Origin of the sequence: Nesterenkonia sp. YGD6 (genome assembly GCF_022565895.1) — a bacterium.
GTDB lineage: Bacteria > Actinomycetota > Actinomycetes > Actinomycetales > Micrococcaceae > Nesterenkonia.
This window is the reverse complement of sequence record NZ_JAJOYY010000006.1, coordinates 1-16,045: the sequence shown is the minus strand read 5'-3', so window position 1 is coordinate 16,045 and position 16,045 is coordinate 1. Positions and strand designations below refer to the sequence as shown.

14 protein-coding genes are annotated in these 16,045 nt (G+C 61.1%); 9 read left to right on the top strand and 5 right to left on the bottom strand.

Annotation, left to right across the window (positions count from 1 at the left end; translation table 11 throughout):
- Positions 1-1,489 precede the first annotated feature (1,489 nt).
- A complete protein-coding gene (locus tag LTI14_RS10635) occupies positions 1,490-2,137 on the top strand; it encodes a hypothetical protein (protein WP_241476487.1) in 648 nt (215 codons plus the stop codon).
- A complete protein-coding gene (locus LTI14_RS10630) occupies positions 2,127-3,257 on the top strand; it encodes a helix-turn-helix domain-containing protein (RefSeq protein ID WP_241476486.1) in 1,131 nt (376 codons plus the stop codon). Before LTI14_RS10635 ends, LTI14_RS10630 begins: the two co-directional genes overlap by 11 nt.
- A gap of 579 nt (positions 3,258-3,836) precedes the next feature.
- Here the strand turns inward: LTI14_RS10630 and LTI14_RS10625 are convergent.
- On the bottom strand, positions 3,837-4,898 hold the full coding sequence (locus tag LTI14_RS10625; RefSeq protein ID WP_241476485.1) for a hypothetical protein: 1,062 nt from the start codon (positions 4,896-4,898) through the stop codon (positions 3,837-3,839).
- Positions 4,899-5,198: 300 nt separating this feature from the next.
- On the opposite strand from LTI14_RS10625, the gene LTI14_RS10620 reads away from it, so the two are divergent.
- Positions 5,199-6,440 carry a tyrosine-type recombinase/integrase gene (locus tag LTI14_RS10620; RefSeq protein ID WP_241476484.1) on the top strand — a complete coding sequence of 414 codons (1,242 nt, stop codon included), beginning with the start codon at positions 5,199-5,201 and terminating at the stop codon, positions 6,438-6,440.
- A gap of 618 nt (positions 6,441-7,058) precedes the next feature.
- Entirely contained in the window at positions 7,059-8,000 is a 942-nt protein-coding gene (locus LTI14_RS10615; protein ID WP_241476483.1) for a hypothetical protein, read from the top strand.
- Positions 8,001-8,032: 32 nt separating this feature from the next.
- Here the strand turns inward: LTI14_RS10615 and LTI14_RS10610 are convergent, their stop codons facing one another.
- From LTI14_RS10610 to LTI14_RS10600, 3 genes are all read right to left on the bottom strand, one after another.
- Complete coding sequence (locus tag LTI14_RS10610; RefSeq protein WP_241476482.1) at positions 8,033-8,932, bottom strand: hypothetical protein; 900 nt, start codon at positions 8,930-8,932, stop codon at positions 8,033-8,035.
- A gap of 25 nt (positions 8,933-8,957) precedes the next feature.
- Positions 8,958-9,569, bottom strand: coding sequence for a Cap15 family cyclic dinucleotide receptor domain-containing protein (locus tag LTI14_RS10605; RefSeq protein ID WP_241476481.1), 612 nt, complete (start codon positions 9,567-9,569; stop codon positions 8,958-8,960).
- 268 nt (positions 9,570-9,837) lie between these two features.
- Entirely contained in the window at positions 9,838-10,101 is a 264-nt protein-coding gene (locus LTI14_RS10600; RefSeq protein WP_241476480.1) for a hypothetical protein, read from the bottom strand.
- Positions 10,102-11,008: 907 nt separating this feature from the next.
- On the opposite strand from LTI14_RS10600, the gene LTI14_RS10595 reads away from it, so the two are divergent.
- The 3 genes from LTI14_RS10595 to LTI14_RS10585 all read left to right on the top strand — a co-directional run bounded on the left by LTI14_RS10595 (position 11,009) and on the right by LTI14_RS10585 (position 13,177).
- Positions 11,009-11,338 carry a DUF305 domain-containing protein gene (locus tag LTI14_RS10595; protein WP_241476479.1) on the top strand — a complete coding sequence of 110 codons (330 nt, stop codon included), beginning with the start codon at positions 11,009-11,011 and terminating at the stop codon, positions 11,336-11,338.
- A gap of 79 nt (positions 11,339-11,417) precedes the next feature.
- Complete coding sequence (locus LTI14_RS10590; protein ID WP_241470492.1) at positions 11,418-11,702, top strand: SHOCT domain-containing protein; 285 nt, start codon at positions 11,418-11,420, stop codon at positions 11,700-11,702.
- The gene (locus LTI14_RS10585; RefSeq protein WP_241470493.1) at positions 11,699-13,177 is read left to right on the top strand and encodes a multicopper oxidase family protein; all 1,479 of its coding nucleotides are present in this window, start codon (positions 11,699-11,701) and stop codon (positions 13,175-13,177) included. The genes LTI14_RS10590 and LTI14_RS10585 overlap by 4 nt, the downstream gene beginning before the upstream one ends.
- Before the next feature lie 406 nt (positions 13,178-13,583).
- On the opposite strand, the gene LTI14_RS10580 is transcribed toward LTI14_RS10585, so the two are convergent.
- Positions 13,584-13,811: a hypothetical protein gene (locus LTI14_RS10580; RefSeq protein WP_241476607.1), complete on the bottom strand. Its 228-nt coding sequence runs from the start codon at positions 13,809-13,811 to the stop codon at positions 13,584-13,586.
- On the opposite strand from LTI14_RS10580, the gene LTI14_RS10575 reads away from it, so the two are divergent.
- Both LTI14_RS10575 and LTI14_RS10570 read left to right on the top strand, forming a co-directional pair.
- Positions 13,707-15,263, top strand: coding sequence for a GAF domain-containing sensor histidine kinase (locus LTI14_RS10575; protein ID WP_241476478.1), 1,557 nt, complete (start codon positions 13,707-13,709; stop codon positions 15,261-15,263). The genes LTI14_RS10580 and LTI14_RS10575 overlap by 105 nt on opposite strands.
- Positions 15,260-15,922 carry a response regulator gene (locus LTI14_RS10570; protein WP_241476477.1) on the top strand — a complete coding sequence of 221 codons (663 nt, stop codon included), beginning with the start codon at positions 15,260-15,262 and terminating at the stop codon, positions 15,920-15,922. The genes LTI14_RS10575 and LTI14_RS10570 overlap by 4 nt, the downstream gene beginning before the upstream one ends.
- The last annotated feature ends 123 nt before the right edge of the window (positions 15,923-16,045 follow it).

Sequence of the window (16,045 nt, the reverse complement as noted above, 5' to 3'; positions counted from 1 at the left end):
CGAAGACGTTCTCGAGGGCCTTCTGTAGTTCGCGCGCGCCACCACCTCTATGACTCCAAGTGGCCGGAACGTTGACACGAGCTGCTGATCAGGTAGTCGCAGAGGTAGCTCACGTTGCTAGCCGGTATGAGTCGGTCGCCCGGGCCGCCGCTGAGGCGATGACCCGGTGCGCACATGAGGGGGCAGCGGTCCATCGCAGTGCAGACAGTACTCGATGTATGACGGCGACTGATCAATGCTCGTGGGTATGGGGGCGGCGCACTGTGGGCAGGTGTTCATGGTTCATCATGGCATGAAGCGGACTCACCAGTTCGTGAGCCAGAACTCCGATGCCCTGCTGATGCTCCTTTTCCCTACATCAGCCCCTGATCGGATCATCCGGAAACATCGTCAAGACCTGGCGGCAAGACGTCCGAGACTCAGCCATCGCAGCCGCAGAGAACGCCGGCTGACAAGCCACTCTGCGGATCCAATGCGGTCGACACCACCTGCTACCTGGCGCGCCCGAAGGCCACTAGAGGATCGAGCGCGACGCAGACCCCGCCTTCCACACCACGAAACCCGATAAGGACAAGCTCGAGCGAGCGACCAATGAGGCGCTCACCAGCTCATGGGTCATCATCGACGACTCCAACAGCGTCGGAAGCTCCACTTGGAAGCAATCTGCAGACGGCCGCACAACAGGCGCCCACGTCGTCGTCCAAGCCCTGCAGGAGCGCACAGCCTGAGCACCGCCGCCCTGATTACCAGCACCGCCAACTGGCTGCTCGAAGCACACGACCCGCTGACCGAGCTCCGCCCCAAAGGAATCCCCCGCGCCTGGAAACAGACAGACCTCACCGTCGAGCAGCGGGCACGGGCCGACGCCGAGGTCCTCGCCGAGTGGGCCGACCCGAACCTGGGGTCGCTACCGCCCCCCCCCGGTCCACATCGACATCCTCGACAACCAGAAGTGCAACACCCGCAGCATCGGCAGCAGCATCGCCGCCACCCTCAGCGACCACACCATGCACGTTCCAGCTCACCCGGCATCCCGACACCCTTACCGAAATACTGCGCTACATCCGGTCCGCAGCACCCCGGATCGACCCCGACCCGCACGCCGAGGTCCTCGCCACCACCGCAGCAAGGCTCGACCAGATGAAGACCTCCACCGCCCGCCACATGACCGAGGTCACCCAGGGCCCGAGGCTCAAGACCAGGTGCGCCTGGTGCACCGGCTAGCAGCTACGGCTCCGCACCATTGGCACCGATTGGAGCCCGGGGTGGTGATCCGTTGCAAGTCCGGGACCTGCCAACCAACCCCGACGACTGTGGTGCCTGGCACCACGGGATGCCCTGCTGGCCCTATACGAATGGGACTGGCTCGCCCGCATGCTCGACTGGGCGTTCCCCGCGGCGCCAACACCAAAGTAAGGTGCTCTCGAGCCACCGAAGAGTCTTGCATTCGTGCTAATATTATTAGCAATCGACTCGGAAGGCTTGATTTATGAGCATCAAAGAAACCGTCATCAGTCACGCGGGGGCACTTGGCCCGGACCTCCAAGACACGATGGCAAGAGCTATGGCAAGTGCAAGTCGCGACATTTCAAGTCTTCCTCACGACAAGTACCCGCACTTGCGCCCGCACATAACCCGCGCCTACTGGCGCGAAGAGCTTGAGAAGACCACACTCCCGATGGGTTGGACACTTGGCGGCAACCCCCGCCGGAACGGTCAAACCAGCCTTATCCATCCCGAACTCAACGCTGAGATGCGAATCATGAAGGAGCGGCGACGGACCTACCCTGGCGGCGTCCCGACTGCGGGGCTTAGCCCTTCTCGCCGCAAGTATTGGGACGGGACGGGAACCCCGCCGATGGAAGGGCTAGAGATCCCCGCCGGCTCATTGCCTCAGTTTGAGCCACTAAACTTGCTGCTTTGCTGGGATTACGCAACCTCCGAGAATCAGACCGACTTCAAGCTGCGCGTAGTACACACCCTGGAGCCTGGGCACTATGGCGAAGCAGTGAAGTGCGACATCATCATCGACATCCAACAAGACGGTGGACTCCACCGGTACAGCCGCTTTGAGGGATCTGAGGACCATGAAGATTTCTTCAACTTCGACTTCCGCAAGGAGGAAAATGCCACATGAGCAGTCCCTCAACGGACAACGCTTCACCAGCCTGCGGAGGATCTTCTCGCTGACACAGAAAGACCTGGCCCAGCAACTCGACGTCGGCCAGTCCTTTCTGTCTCAGGTGGAACGCGGGTTGCGCCCCGCCCCCGCCAACCTGGCCCATACCGCCAGTAGCCTGTTCAGCCTCCCACTCACATTCTTCTTGGTTAGATCGACACCGCTTGAGAGCGGCCCAGCTACGTTCCGCAAAACTTCGCGTGCCCTAGGCCGGGAGGACGAAAGAATCGGGGAGCTCTATAACGAGGCATCGCGGTTGTTCCGTCTTGCATCTCAAGAATCTGGGTACAGATCAGCAGAACTTCCAGATCCGGAAGACTACGAAGACGATCCCGAGCAAGTCGCAGTGGCAATGCGGGCTGCCGCGGGCCTCGACGATGAGTCGCCGGTGCCGAACGCCACCCGCGCGCTCGAGCGACTCGGCTTTGGGGTCGTCGATCAGTTGGATTCGGAGCGCGAGGGTTCCGAGCACTCTGGAATTACTCGGCCCTCCCCCTGGATGGAGCGCCCCCTCGTCGCCTTGACTAACAATGCACCTGGCGGAGTGAAGCGCCTGACGTTGCTACACGAGGCGTACCACCACGTTGCCGACCGTAACCTCCAAGGCTTGATCACCAGCAGCAGAAGCCCGGAGGAGCAAAGAGCCTTCCGTTTTGCAGGCGCCTTCCTGCTGCCAGCCGCCGTGGTTCACCAACGTGTTACGGAGGCCCTTCCTCTGCATGGCTACTTGGCGATTAAAGCGGACTACGGGATTACCGCGAGCGCAACTATTCGCCGCGCGAAAGACCTCGGAGTTATCTCCAACAACCGATACAAGAGTCTCTCTATCCAGTCTTCCTCAGCGGGATGGCGCAAGAACGAGCCGGTTGATATCCCGGATGAGCGACCAATGTTATTTTCGCAAGCATTGCGCCGTGTCTACGGGGCGCAGCCCGCCCACGCGGCGGCAGAAGCGGTTGGAACAAGCCCCATATGGGTCAGGCGGTGGGCAAGGCTCGACGATGAAACACCCGCACCGGCGGTGGCGGCCGAGGTTGTCGACTTCCAGGCCGCGCGGCGCCGGCGACAATTCACATGAGCTGAAGGCGTACACGCCGCGCGGGCCGACCCGAACCTGGGGTCGTTCCGGACCGCCCCCACCCCGGTCCACATCGACATCCTCGACGACCCCACCGAACAACAACGCACCGCAGCGGGATCGGCAACAGCGCATTGCCGGTGTCCTCGACGGCCACGCCATGCACGTCCAGCAGATCCGGCAAGCCGACACCCCCACCGAAATACTGCGCTGCATCCCCGCGGCAGCACTACGGCTCGACCACGACCAGCACGCCGAGGCTCTCGCAAAACCACCGCGACCAACCTGCGCCGGATGAAGACCGCCACCGCCCGACACATGACCGAGGGCCAGCGGCTCTAGACCGAGCACCCCTGGTGCCGAGGCGAGCAGCTAATGACCCGCAGCGGCGGGCCCTAAAGTAACCCGGAGGTCGTCATCCACCGTGAGTCCGACACCTGCGAGTCCACACCAGGAGACTGCGGCGCCTGGCACCACGGCATGCCGTGCTGGCACTTCCCTAAATGGAAAGGGCTAGCCCAAACGGTCAACTGGTCCAACGATTGAGACGGCGATAGAGCGGAGGAGCATCAGTCATGTTCAGGGCAGGAAGCCCTCTTCCGTCAAGTCCACGTTCCAGGGCCACAGGCCGATTGGGCTGAAAGGAGCCGGGAACAACGAACTATTGTCGGGCATTGACGCGATTTCGCCCGATTGATCGAAGATGGTGGAACAAAGCCGGTCTCCATCGAAGATCGCCTCGAGCGGAACCTGCCAAGCGGACGCCAAGACCTCTGCCAAGTGCCGCGTTTCGGTTACCCCCTCGAAGGGTGGCTGGGGATCGTAGGTGACAGTAGCTCGTTCAGGACCTCCGACAACAAGGTGTCCGTTATTCCGCCAAAAGGCCTTCGTCATATAACTGAGACGAGAATAGACCTCGCGGAATTGGGTCGCGTGCAACATCACCTCTCTCGCGGCCACAAGGTGACCTTCCTGCGCTCCCTCCGAACGACCCCAGTCCTGAAGTACACAAATGATGCCGATGCGACCCAGCCTGAGTCCGAGCATGGGGACATAAAGATCGTCCATATAGTCGAAGCGCCATTCTGGTATCTCGCTATCAAGGCACTCAAAAAAATGGAAGCTCGCGGGACCCGGAGACGGCGGAGCCCAGGCAACGCGGTCAGCGACTGTCTGGAGAAGAAAGTGGTGGAAGGCAATGCTCTCAAGATGCTCGTTGGGGACCAGCCGCTCACCCTTCTGTTCCTCAACGAATCTTGGTTCCAGGCTCTCTCGGTAGACGAGGCCGTAGTAGATCTTTCCCAGCCATATAAAGAGGTCACGACGATCGAGCTGCTTGAAGGCATCGAACCCTTCGAAATAGGCCGCTTTCACGCGGGCCTCGACGCCACTCAAGTCAACCCCATTGCACGGCTGACAACACGGGACAACGAGCCGACGGTAGCGAATCAGACGTCCATTCAGCTGAGTTACCGACCGGTTCCACAAATCGAGATCTCTTAACAGCCACTTCGGAAAGACGTGCTCTTCCGTTCTGAGCTTGGAGCCCGGGGGGATATCGACACCACACATGAAGCAGCCGTCCGGCCCAAATTTTTGCAGGCGGTCGCCGAGGATCTTCAGGTGGAGATTATCGTGCACGGAATGCCCTCCTGGGTAGCGAGTCGTTCGACCATACAACTCCAAGTCTGGTGACGAGTCCCAGGGCTCATGTGAACCCAGCAACAAGGCTAGACAGGCCTGGGCCAAGCGGCGCGCCATCCGGGACCTTCAGGGAGCTGCCCCTGGGAAGGGAGTTCGGAGGCCGGTGCCGCGCCGCGGTGGTTTCCCGTGAGATATCCCAGAACGTGGGTCCCCTCTACACTGCGCGAGCGTTCCACGGCGACCAAGCAACAAGGCGCTTGCTTGACTTGCACCATAAGTAAGAAATACGTTCTAAGCATGAGCAAGATGCGCGCGGCCACGACGAGACTGGAACCAGGACAACACTCGATCGACCGTGTCCAGCCGAGGATGAAGGATAGTGTGTGGCTCCTCGACTGGAGTCTTCGACTCCCGGACGGCAGGCTGGTCACTAAGCGCACTCAGGGGTCCAGCAAGGGCGAGGTCCGACGGCGCGCGCGGCAGACTTCGAACGAACTCCTCAGCAGCGCGAGCAGCACCTGGAAGACCACAGACTCATTGGTCGATTACATCGCTGCGGTTTCGAAACCGGCCATCGATAACGCCCGTCTCCGTGAGAGCAGCCAGAAGCGATACTCCCTCGTCCTCAAGCAACTCGTCGGCGACTGCCAAACTCACCGCCACCGTGACAGCCTTCGGGGCCACAGCATCGCGTCGGGAACCAGCTTCCGAGTCATGGAGAACGCCCTGCGCGAGATCGCAGAACTTCACGGACCGGAGACCGCACACCAAGCACGAAGCGTGTTATCGAAGTACGTGGTGGCGCAGCTCAAGCGCGACAATCTCATCATTGCAGACCCAATCAAGGGTGAGTCCCTAGACCTTGGACCCAAGCAGCTCCCGCAACGGGGAGGAAAAGCACTTAGCCGCGAGGACTACAACCGCGTCCTGGATCATCTCCTGAGCATTGATCCATCCGAGGGGGTAGAGAGCCCGAAGCGGGGGCGTTGGAAACTCGCAGACCGCGTTGCCAAGCGGCGGAACGCCATTGATCTAACGCTGCTACAGGCGGCCACCGGCCTCCGCATCGGCGAAGCTACAAGCATCACGTGGCGCGACGTTGAGATTTCGGATGACGGGGCGATGCAAGTGGAGGTCACTGCAGCGATCTCGAAAACTCACCGGGGTCGCCATGTCCCAGTCCTGGACGGCAGGGTGGCGGCAAGGATCCTCGAAAGACGAAATTCATCCCACGACCAGGACGAGCGAGTCATAGGCTCCCCAGCAGACCCGGCAGCCGCATGGGATGGACGCAATTGCACTGCCGCTGTCGCCGATCTCTACCTGGTACTCGCGGAACAACTGGATATCGCACTACTGAAGACCGCACGATCACATGTATGGCGGGCGACGTTAAACAGCCTTCTACTGGACTCCGTCCCCGAGGTTGTCCGGACGGCCTTCTTCGGCCACAACGCGGCCACGTCCCGCGCGCACTACACAGACCTTTCTGACACGTCTGGAATGCGTGCCGCCGCTCGACAACTCCGGGCGGTTTAACTACGTTCTAGATTGGGAACTCCCAGGCATTCACAGATACCTCTGGATACGGGAATGCGCTACACGACGGCCTGAACTGGAATTTCTACCGCAAATAACCGGAACTTAAAACATGTAAGAAATGTAAGAATAGTTTTCGCCGGTTCGATTTCGGCAGCCGGCTCCATTGAACCCTTTGAACTGCGGTTTAGTGTGAGTTTGAGGATTCTGGACCCCGTTCGTACAGCCGACTACGGTCAAACCTCCAGAAACCCGACACTGACACGTCCGCAAGCTGAACAGTCCGCCAGTCCAACGCCCGCTCCCTGGCGACGGCACGCCTTGGATACGCCCTAATCTAGGGGGCCACCGGGTCGATGTCCCTAGTTTAGAAATTCACGTGGCCTCGGTAATACTCAAACTCGTTATGTGATTGCCCCGCCCTATTGCGCCCAGATCCCTGCCGTATAGGTCCACTCACGAAGATGGACTTGGAGGAGCGCCAGCTTCGCCTTGGAATTCGGGCTAAATTCCCCTGCTACACCACAGCCACTCAGGCAGGCTGAGACCCAGCCGTTCAATTAACACGGTGATAATGTCTCGCATGTGGACACTTTCCTTAGACAGTCGAGAAGCTTCATGCAAGCCATCACGGACTCCTTCGACCTGATTAATACCGCGCGGGCCGGCTTCAACTTACTTGCAGACCAGGTGAACCCGTTAGTAGCTGCGGGAGCCAATGATCGTGTCATCGAAGCGCTCTACTCCATGCCAGATGGCGCCACCGGGCAAAACCTCCGGTCGTACGCAACCAGGACCGCAGAAGAACGGGAACGTGACCTCGCGCGAATGTGGCTAACGACGGTCATATCGCACTATGAGTCTTGGGCCGCAAGCCTCGAAGTGGACTACGGCATTGCCAACAGCGCTCGTGGCGCCCAGTTCCCTTCAGTCGGTCACGGATCGGGTTACACGGAAGTCTTCTCGCAACTAACCCCCAGTTCCGTGATGCACGAGATCTACGAGTCTTCGGTCTTGGTTCATCGGCATTGGATACCGTCCGACCCAGACGTCCAAAGCGCTCTCAAGCTCTATCGCTACTACAAGGAAATCCGCAATTCGCTAGTTCACTCTGACGGTCACGCAGACGAACGTATTTCAGCTGCCTCGAAATCGGCTGCCCAAGAAGTCGTGAGCCTGCAAGAGCGAACGTCGATTCGATCAACGTCCGTGATGGTTCTCGAGGTCGGCGACCCAATCAATATAACTATGACACTTGTCAAGGATTTAATAGATATTCTGCAAAGACTGGTATCTACTATCGATTCGCAAATTCTTCTCAGCACTGTCGGACTTGCGGAACTCACAAACCGCTGGCGCCAGCACCACGGTTCGAGTCCTTTGAAAGTTTCAGAAAAGAAATCACAAAGACCGGGATGGTTCACTAAAAACATCTCGGAGGACCTGAAGATGCCACAACCGCTCGGAACTACTCCCCAAGAGTCGACATGGTCGCAATCGTCGAGAGAAGCGGCCATCGATTACTGCACACGGAACAACCTGGTGGTTGTCCGTGGATGAGGCCTACTGGCAACAGTTATTGCCCGCGGGTTTCACTCAAACCCCATGTGTTTCCAAGCCACGTCTGCCATGCGATGAGCGTCTCGGCGCGTAAAACCATCATGAAAGAGGTACATCAGGCCGTGAACATGGGTCCAGCTACTCGCAGTCTCACTGGGCAGAGTCTCGTTAAAAATTTGCCTAAGGACCTCTCGCATATCAGCGAGGTAGGCGGAGTGTCCGAAGGCATCGTCCGAAACGTTGAAGACGAGGGACTCGGTGAAGTAGGACGACAGTTCCGAGTCCAACTTGCCCTCAACGACTAACTGGGTCTGTAGCTTCTTAAGAGCCCTGACTGCAAATTTGTAGCGACGCCCAGTCGCAATGTTTTTCGCCACCCCCTTCTGCTGTTGAATTCTTGGAAAGTTAGTCTTCCAGCCGCCACTCGACGGGTACACCCGCGATCCGACGTGCTCTATGGGTTGACCGTTCTGGAAGCCGTCGTACCGTCGGTACTCCCAACAAGGGACAACGTCTGCCGGCAACGTGGTTTGCTTCTCTCTGACCCGATAAGCAATCTTCCCAGCAGTAACTGCCGACTCGCCGAATTCCCCAGTCAAGGCTTCCCAAATGTCGTTCTTGAATTGCGTCCGCGTGTACTGGTCACTCGAATCGACGACACCGACTAGTGAGTGGTCTTTCCCCTCGAGCTCGAAAGACATCTCAGAATAGAAGTAACCGTGGTACTCGACCGCCACATCTACGTCGTAGTTGAGGCGGACGTTCGTGTTGTTCGCGTGTGAACCCTTGACGTAGACCCGGTAGGCACGGCCGCGCAGAGGTTCGTGATTGTCTAGAGCTCTCTCGATTTGCAGTCGTGTCGAACGGGTCCTCGCCTCTTCGCTATCGCTCGGTGGCTTGCCCGCCGTTCGCAGCCAGTTTTCCCAGTCCATTAGCTCTCCCGTCGGCCTCATCGTTCTACAAATCGCTTACTGCCCCAAAACTATTGACGCGCTTCGATGACCGCCAAGTCAGCTTGATTCCCCCACGGCTCATCCTGTTGGTCCAGTACTCGCCGTCAAGTTGCCTGCCGCGGGCGCTCGGTACAGTCAGTTGGGCCGAGCCAAGGTGCTCCAATAACCGTGCTCTGTGTGCGACGTACGGCTTGTTCGCGTAGTTGTAGTGCACTCGGAAATCGCCGGATGGGAGTTTCTCTACGGAGTGATTCAGAGAGTAAGACGTACTTGATTCGGTCTGAAGCGTCAGCGATAGCCAGGTGAAGTTCTGGCGGACATAAAGAAGGGCGGGTGTGACGCTATCGTGCTTGTTATTGTCAGCGTCGAGCCACTCTGACCTAAGTTCACCAGTCCAAGTACCGTTCAAATCAGGCCTAGCTGACGCGTGCAGAAAAACCTTCCATCTCCACGCCCAGCGATCCCAAATATAGAACAGGCCGACGAGGATAAGTGGGAGCACACTCAACAGCCTCTTGGAGTTGTCCTCAAACTGGAAACCAGCGAGGGCAGTAACGATAGACCAAGCGCCGGACACCAAATAGGCGGTGTTGCGGATGATAGAGCTTGGCTTCATCGCTCAAGTATTCCAGACTGCAAAATACCGAGCAAACATCCGGCGGTTTGGAGACCCGGGTTCGTCCCCTGCCCTCCCCAACTACGCCAAACCGACCTCTACGCAAATCACAGACCTTCACGGACTCGAGACCGCGCACCAGGCCCGGACTGTTCCGTTAAAGTACGTAGTCTCCCAGCTCAAACGCGACAACCGAGTCAGCGCAGACCCAATCAAGAGCGAGTCGTTGAACTTAGGGCCCAAGAGGGTTCCCACGCGTGGCGGAAAGTCACTGAGCCGGGAAAATTACGATCGCGTCTTGGAACATCTCCTTGACCTCGACCCGTCCGAGGGTATCGAAAGCCCTAAGCGCGGACGGTGGACGCTGAAAGATAGCGTCGCCAAGCGCAGGAAAACAATTGACCCGACGCTCTTGCAGGCAGCCACCAGCCTCCGCATCAGTGGGGCTACTGGCATCACTTGGAAAGAATTTGAGATAGCCGATGACGGAACTATGCAGATGGAAGTCACTGCCGAGATTTCCAAAACTCACCGAAGTCGCCATGTCCCTGTACCGGACAGTCGCGTAGCGGCAAGAATGCTAGAACAACGAAACTCATTCGTACGCGAGAGCGGACGGGTCATCGGTTCTCCTAAAGACCCTCCTTTGCAATGGGACGTGAGGAACGGTACCGCCGCTGTCGCTCACCTCTACCTTGCACTTGCTGAAGAACTCGACATCGCACTACTTAGAACCGCACGCTCCCATGTCTGGCGCGCGACGCTGAACAGTCTCCTACTGGATTCCGTCCGGGGGCCGTCCGCACAGCCTTCTTCGGCCACAACGCGGCCACGTCCTACACCGACCTCTCAGACACGTCCGGAATGCGTGCCGCCGCTCGACAACTCCGGGCGGTCTAACTACGGGCAAGACTACGGTCTAGATCGGGAATCTCGAGGTATCGACGGATACCTCTGGGTATGAGGGTTTCTCTAGAGTTCGCCTGAACAGGGGCTTTACGATGGTTTGACCTGCAGGAACTGTATATAAGTCATGTAATGAATAGGTCGCCGGTTCGATTCCGGCAGGCGGCTCCGATGAGCCCTCTGACCTACAGTTATATTCAGTTCGGAGGGTTTTTCCCTGTCCGGACGCTGAACCTGGGCTTCAGACAAGGGTCAACATTCGGGCGGGAGGCACGGCTCTCCCGCCCGAATTCTGTTTTCGTGGCTCGGAGTCGGGCGGAGCCCACCCGCTGACCCCGCTTAGGACTGCACCTTCGCCCCATGACCGGCCATACGCTCGGCGAAATCGATGAATGCCCCGGCACCGACGTGGCCCTCGGATCCCCCGGAATCATCCTGGCGAGCATCGCAGAGATCGCCGACCACAGGACGTAGAGCGAACCGGTGCCTCCGGTCCAGTCCCGAAGCTGCCGAGCTCACCCAGGAGGTCATCAATGCCCGGGGCCGAGCGCACGAATGCCCTGCGCGACACATGTGGGGCAGACCCTGGTGTCACAGAGGACCTGGATCATGGCTCCCGGGCCGGGATGAGCGGGATGATGAGCGAGGCGGACATATCCACCCTCAAAGGCACGGAAGCCGCCCGGCTGCACCTGGAACACATGATCGTCCATGACGAGGGTCAGGTCGAAATGGCTCATCGGCAGGTCGCGCAGGGACAGAATCTGGAGGGCGTCGAGCTGGCCCGCCACGTGGTCGAGGACCAGGAGGCGGAGATAGCCGAGATCGAGCGGATGCTTCAAGAGCTGCCGGAGGGTTCCTGACCGCTCCGGCGTCTGGCATCGTCGCACTCGTGCGGCAGCCGATGGAGAGCAGCAATCCGAGCCACGAAGGAGGACCGTGATGATGTGGGACAGCGGAATGGGAGGGGGCATGGGCTGGATGTGGTTCTTCTGGCTCCTGCTGATCGTGGGAACGGTCGTGATCGTGATCGTGCTTGTGCTTGTGCTTCTGAAAGCTCTCACCGGCAGTTCCGGCGACGGGAGCCGCCAGGGCGGTTCGGCTCCGCCGACCGGTGCGCGCCCGCGCCGGTCCCGGGAGATCCTCGAGGAGCGCTACGCGCGCGGGGAGATCAGCACCGAGGAGTTCAGCGAACGGCTGCGGACCCTGGAGGATGGTGACCGGTGAGCCCGCTGACACGACGGCAGCTGCTGGCCCTGGGTGCGGTCGGGGTCGGCGCTGCGGCCGCGGGTGCAGGCGGGCTGTGGTGGACCAGCGGCGGCGGCGTGACCCGCGGCGGCGGCCGGGGGCTGGTGCAGCCCGAGGTGCTGGCCAGCCGGGACGGGGTCCTGGACCTGGCCTTGGAGGCCGCCCCCGCCCGGGTGCGGATCGGGGCGCGTGAGGCGAGCGTGCAGGCTTTCAACGGGTCGCTGCCCGGACCCACCCTTCGGGTCCGGGGTGGGGACACGGTCCGGGTGGCGATGACCAACGGTCTGGAGACCCCGACGAACCTGCACGTGCACGGGTTGCACGTGTCTCCTGAGAACAACGGGGACAACCCCTTCGTGAGCATCGAATCAGGGGAGTCCTTCGACTACGAGTACGTCCTGCCGCAGGACCACCCACCCGGCACATACTGGTACCACCCGCACAAACACGGGCACGTGGCCGACCAGATCGCTGCCGGGCTCTACGGGACCATCGTCGTCGAGGACCCCGATCCCGTCCCGGTGGCCCGTGAGCGCGTCCTGGTCGTCTCCGACATCACCCTGGACGGCTCCGGCAACCTCGCCGAGGTCTCCCCACGGCAACGAATGATCGGCCGGGAGGGTGAGACCGTGCTGGTCAACGGTCAGGTCCGACCTGAGGCCGACGCAGCCCCCGGGGAGCGGGAGCTGTGGCGGGTCGTCAACGCCTGTCCCTCCCGGTACCTGAGCCTGACCCTGGACGGGCAGGACCTGCGACTGCTGGCCCGCGACGTCGGCCGGCTGCCCGAGCCGGTGGACGTCACCGAAGTGACACTGGCCCCCGGCAACCGCGTGGAGCTGCTGGTGGACACCCGCGAGGGCACCTCCACGCTTCGCGCCACCCCACTGGAACGCGGGAGCATGGACACCATGATGGGCGGGGCCACGCCCGGAGACGGCCCCGGCAACGACGAGCCGATCGACCTGCTCATCCTCGAGGTCGCCGGGGACCCGGCCGGGGAGGCCGGGCCCGTGCCCGCGGGTCCGGCCCTGCGGGACCTGCGCGACGAGCCGGTCGCGGCCCGGCGCACCATTGACTTCGCCATGGGCATGGGCGGCAGGATGGGCCGGATGCGCGGTCCCGGGCAGATGATGTCCTTCACGATCGACGGGCGCGAGTTCGACGCTGAACGCACCGACCAGCGGGGCCGGGTGGGCACCGTGGAGGAGTGGATCCTGACCAACTCCAGCCCCATGGACCACCCGATGCACCTGCATGTGTGGCCCATGCAGGTCGTGATCGACGGCGGCAGCGACGTCTCCGTGCCGCGGTGGCAGGACGTGGTCAACATCCCGGCCTTCGGAGAGGTGACGGTCCGGGTGGCCTTCGAAGACTTCGACGGCCGCACCGTCTACCACTGCCACATCCTCGACCACGAGGACCTCGGCATGATGGGCACCATCGAGGTCCGCTGACACCGGTGCATACCGCACCGGCCAACGAAGGAGCAGCACGACCCACGACGATGCCCACGCGCACGGGACAGACGGGCAGCGACAAGGGAGCGGAAGCTGACCTTGATGTGACTTCTCGCCCCCATGGTCGAGGCGTTCAGCTCATATCCTGACCTCCGCTGTTCGGCTGCCCGCCCGTCCAAGACTTGATGCTCGGCCTGATTCACGACTCGTTCCACCAACAGTGTCGAGTACCTGTCGACAGGTCAGTACGGCGCTCGCGGCGTGACCAGACCTGTCACCGATTGTTTCGGCTAACCCACCCGTGTCTGCTCGTGGAGTTTGGAGACCAAGGCTCCCCTGCCAGTGATATCCGACATATGCTGAGATCTATCTACCATCGGGGGCAGACGTGGAGACTCCAGCTTCAGATTTTCGCGACCTCTACGCTCCCGACGTGACCACACCAAGCCGAGCCGAAATGGTGCGAAGCAACCACTTCCTGACAGATCAGCACGGATTGCTGAGCCTGCTCCAAGCAAGTCAACTCGTGACTGGGGATCTTGATCTCGATCAGGTCCTCCACAACCTTGCAGAATCGGCGCGAACTCTGGTGGACGCGCGATTCGGAGCCCTCGGGGTCGTTGATGACCATGGCACCATGGAGCGATTCATCCACGTCGGGATGTCCCCCGAGCTCGTCAAGCAGATGGGATCCCCTCCCCGCGGACTCGGCGTTCTAGGTGCTGTTCTGACCGGTGGCGCGCCGATCCGGCTGCGGAATCTGACAGAGGATCCTCGTTCCGTGGGCGCACCGCTGGCACACCCCGCCATGAAGGCGTTTCTCGGTGTCCCCATCACGATCCGGGGAAGCACCTACGGCGCCCTCTACCTCACCAACCCCTCCGAGAAGGCGTTCACCTCACATGATGAGGCTCTGGTCAAAGCTCTGGCGGCGACCGCGGCGACAGCGATCGACAACGCACGCGTCTACGAACGATCCCGTCGCGCTCAGGAACTCAGTGCAGCGCTGAGCGAGGTCGCGGCGAAGCTGTTGGCGGCGGAGGGCGGCGAAGTTTTCGGTGTGCTTGCAGAGAGCGTCGTCTCTCTCACCGGCGCGCAGCTGGTCAGCGTCGTGGTCTCTGAAGCAGTGGGCCGTGATTTCTATGTCCACACTGCTCGAGGAGACCGTGCCACACAGATCGAATGTTCCTCAGTTCCTTGGATGGATTGCGTCCTCGCCCGAGCCATGGATGGGGAGCCCGGCATCACGCCGGAGGGGGGAGGCGAACCAGTTCCGTTCGCCGATGACATTCCGAGCGCCTCGATGGTTGCGGTGCCTCTCGTCGTGGATGGTGACCGCGTGGCGGCACTATGCGCCACCCGGTCAGCCGACGAATCACCGTTCACCGACGATGATCTTGAGCTGCTCGAGGAGTTTGCCGCCCAGGCCGGTCTCGCTATCGCCCTTGCCTGGGCCCGGGCGGATCGGCAACGACTGGAAATCGTCGACGAGCGCGCCCGCATCGCGCAGGATCTCCACGACCATGTCATCCAGCGACTCTTCGGCACCGGGCTGGGGCTGGAGGCGCTGGCGTCGGCACACCCTCAACTCAGCGACAGCATTGAAGCACACGTGACACAGATCGATGCGGCGATAGGTGACATTCGAACCGCCATCTTCACCCTGCAGACACGCACCGGCGCTGAGGCCACCCGTCACCGTCTCCTCAGGATCCTCACGGAGCTCTCCGACACGTTGTCTGCACAGCCGCGAATCACCTTCGTCGGAACCATCGACCTCATCATCGTCGGTTCCCTGGCTGACGACGTCGCAGCAGCCCTGCGCGAGACGCTCTGCAATGTCGCACGGCACGCCGACGCCACAACGATTGAGGTGGAGATCACCGCGACTCCCCACACCGTGACTCTCAGAGTCGATGACGACGGCGTAGGGCTCTCCTCCGACACATCCCGACGCAGCGGCACCGACAACCTGCGGGCCAGGGCTCGGGCTCACGGCGGCGACTTCACGCTCTCCCCGCGCGGCGCCGGAGGCACCCGCGCGCTCTGGTGGGCACCCGTCAAATCTCCGGGGCTCCCATGATCCGGGTCTTCCTCGTCGATGATCACGAGGTCGTGCGACGTGGCATCGCTCAGCTCATCGATATCGAACCAGGTATGGAAGTGGTAGGGGAATCTGCCACCGCGCGTGGCTCCCTTGGCCGAGTCGCGGCGACGCTGCCCGACGTTGCGGTGCTGGACGTACAGCTTCCCGACGGCAGTGGCATCGAACTGTGCCGCCGCATCCGTTCAGCTCATCCCGAGATCCCGTGCCTGATCCTCACCGCCTACGACGACGACGCGGCCAGCATCGCGGCTGTCGTGGCGGGCGCGTCTGGGTATGTGCTCAAGAATATCCACGGCCGACACCTGATCAAGTCCATCCTCCGAGTCTCCCAAGGGGAGAACCTTGTCACCCCCGATCTTGCCCGGAGGGTCCACGCTTCCCTCAGTGCCAAGACCGCGCAGGCACAGGAGCAGGCCGCGGAAACGGCGCGAATGGATCTCACCCTTCGTGAGACCCAGATCCTGAAGCTCATCACTGAAGGGCTCACCAACCGGCAGATCGGGGATCGGCTGAGCCTGAAGGAGAAGACCGTGAAGAACTACGTCTCGGGACTTCTGGCGAAGCTCGGAATGGACCGCCGCACCCAGGTCGCCGTCTACGGGGCGAGGATGAGCGTCGGGGACTCCGCCGACTAGGTGTACTCAGCCACGACCTTGTTGACACGTGAGAAGAGGACGGAGACCTCTTAGGTTGGTGGTTACCACACGCAGCCAACTGATCTAAGAGGTCTCCATGTCCCACCGTACCGCCCGGATTCC

Bases quoted from the DNA above. Each gene is read 5' to 3' on its own strand.
- LTI14_RS10635 (WP_241476487.1), top strand. From the start codon at position 1,490: ATGAGCATCAAAGAAACCGTCATCAGTCACGCGGGGGCACTTGGCCCG.
- LTI14_RS10630 (WP_241476486.1), top strand. From the start codon at position 2,127: ATGCCACATGAGCAGTCCCTCAACGGACAACGCTTCACCAGCCTGCGG.
- LTI14_RS10620 (WP_241476484.1), top strand. From the start codon at position 5,199: ATGAGCAAGATGCGCGCGGCCACGACGAGACTGGAACCAGGACAACAC.
- LTI14_RS10615 (WP_241476483.1), top strand. From the start codon at position 7,059: ATGCAAGCCATCACGGACTCCTTCGACCTGATTAATACCGCGCGGGCC.
- LTI14_RS10610 (WP_241476482.1), bottom strand. From the start codon at position 8,932: ATGGACTGGGAAAACTGGCTGCGAACGGCGGGCAAGCCACCGAGCGAT.
- LTI14_RS10605 (WP_241476481.1), bottom strand. From the start codon at position 9,569: ATGAAGCCAAGCTCTATCATCCGCAACACCGCCTATTTGGTGTCCGGC.
- LTI14_RS10595 (WP_241476479.1), top strand. From the start codon at position 11,009: ATGCCCGGGGCCGAGCGCACGAATGCCCTGCGCGACACATGTGGGGCA.
- LTI14_RS10590 (WP_241470492.1), top strand. From the start codon at position 11,418: ATGATGTGGGACAGCGGAATGGGAGGGGGCATGGGCTGGATGTGGTTC.
- LTI14_RS10580 (WP_241476607.1), bottom strand. From the start codon at position 13,811: ATGGTCATCAACGACCCCGAGGGCTCCGAATCGCGCGTCCACCAGAGT.
- LTI14_RS10570 (WP_241476477.1), top strand. From the start codon at position 15,260: ATGATCCGGGTCTTCCTCGTCGATGATCACGAGGTCGTGCGACGTGGC.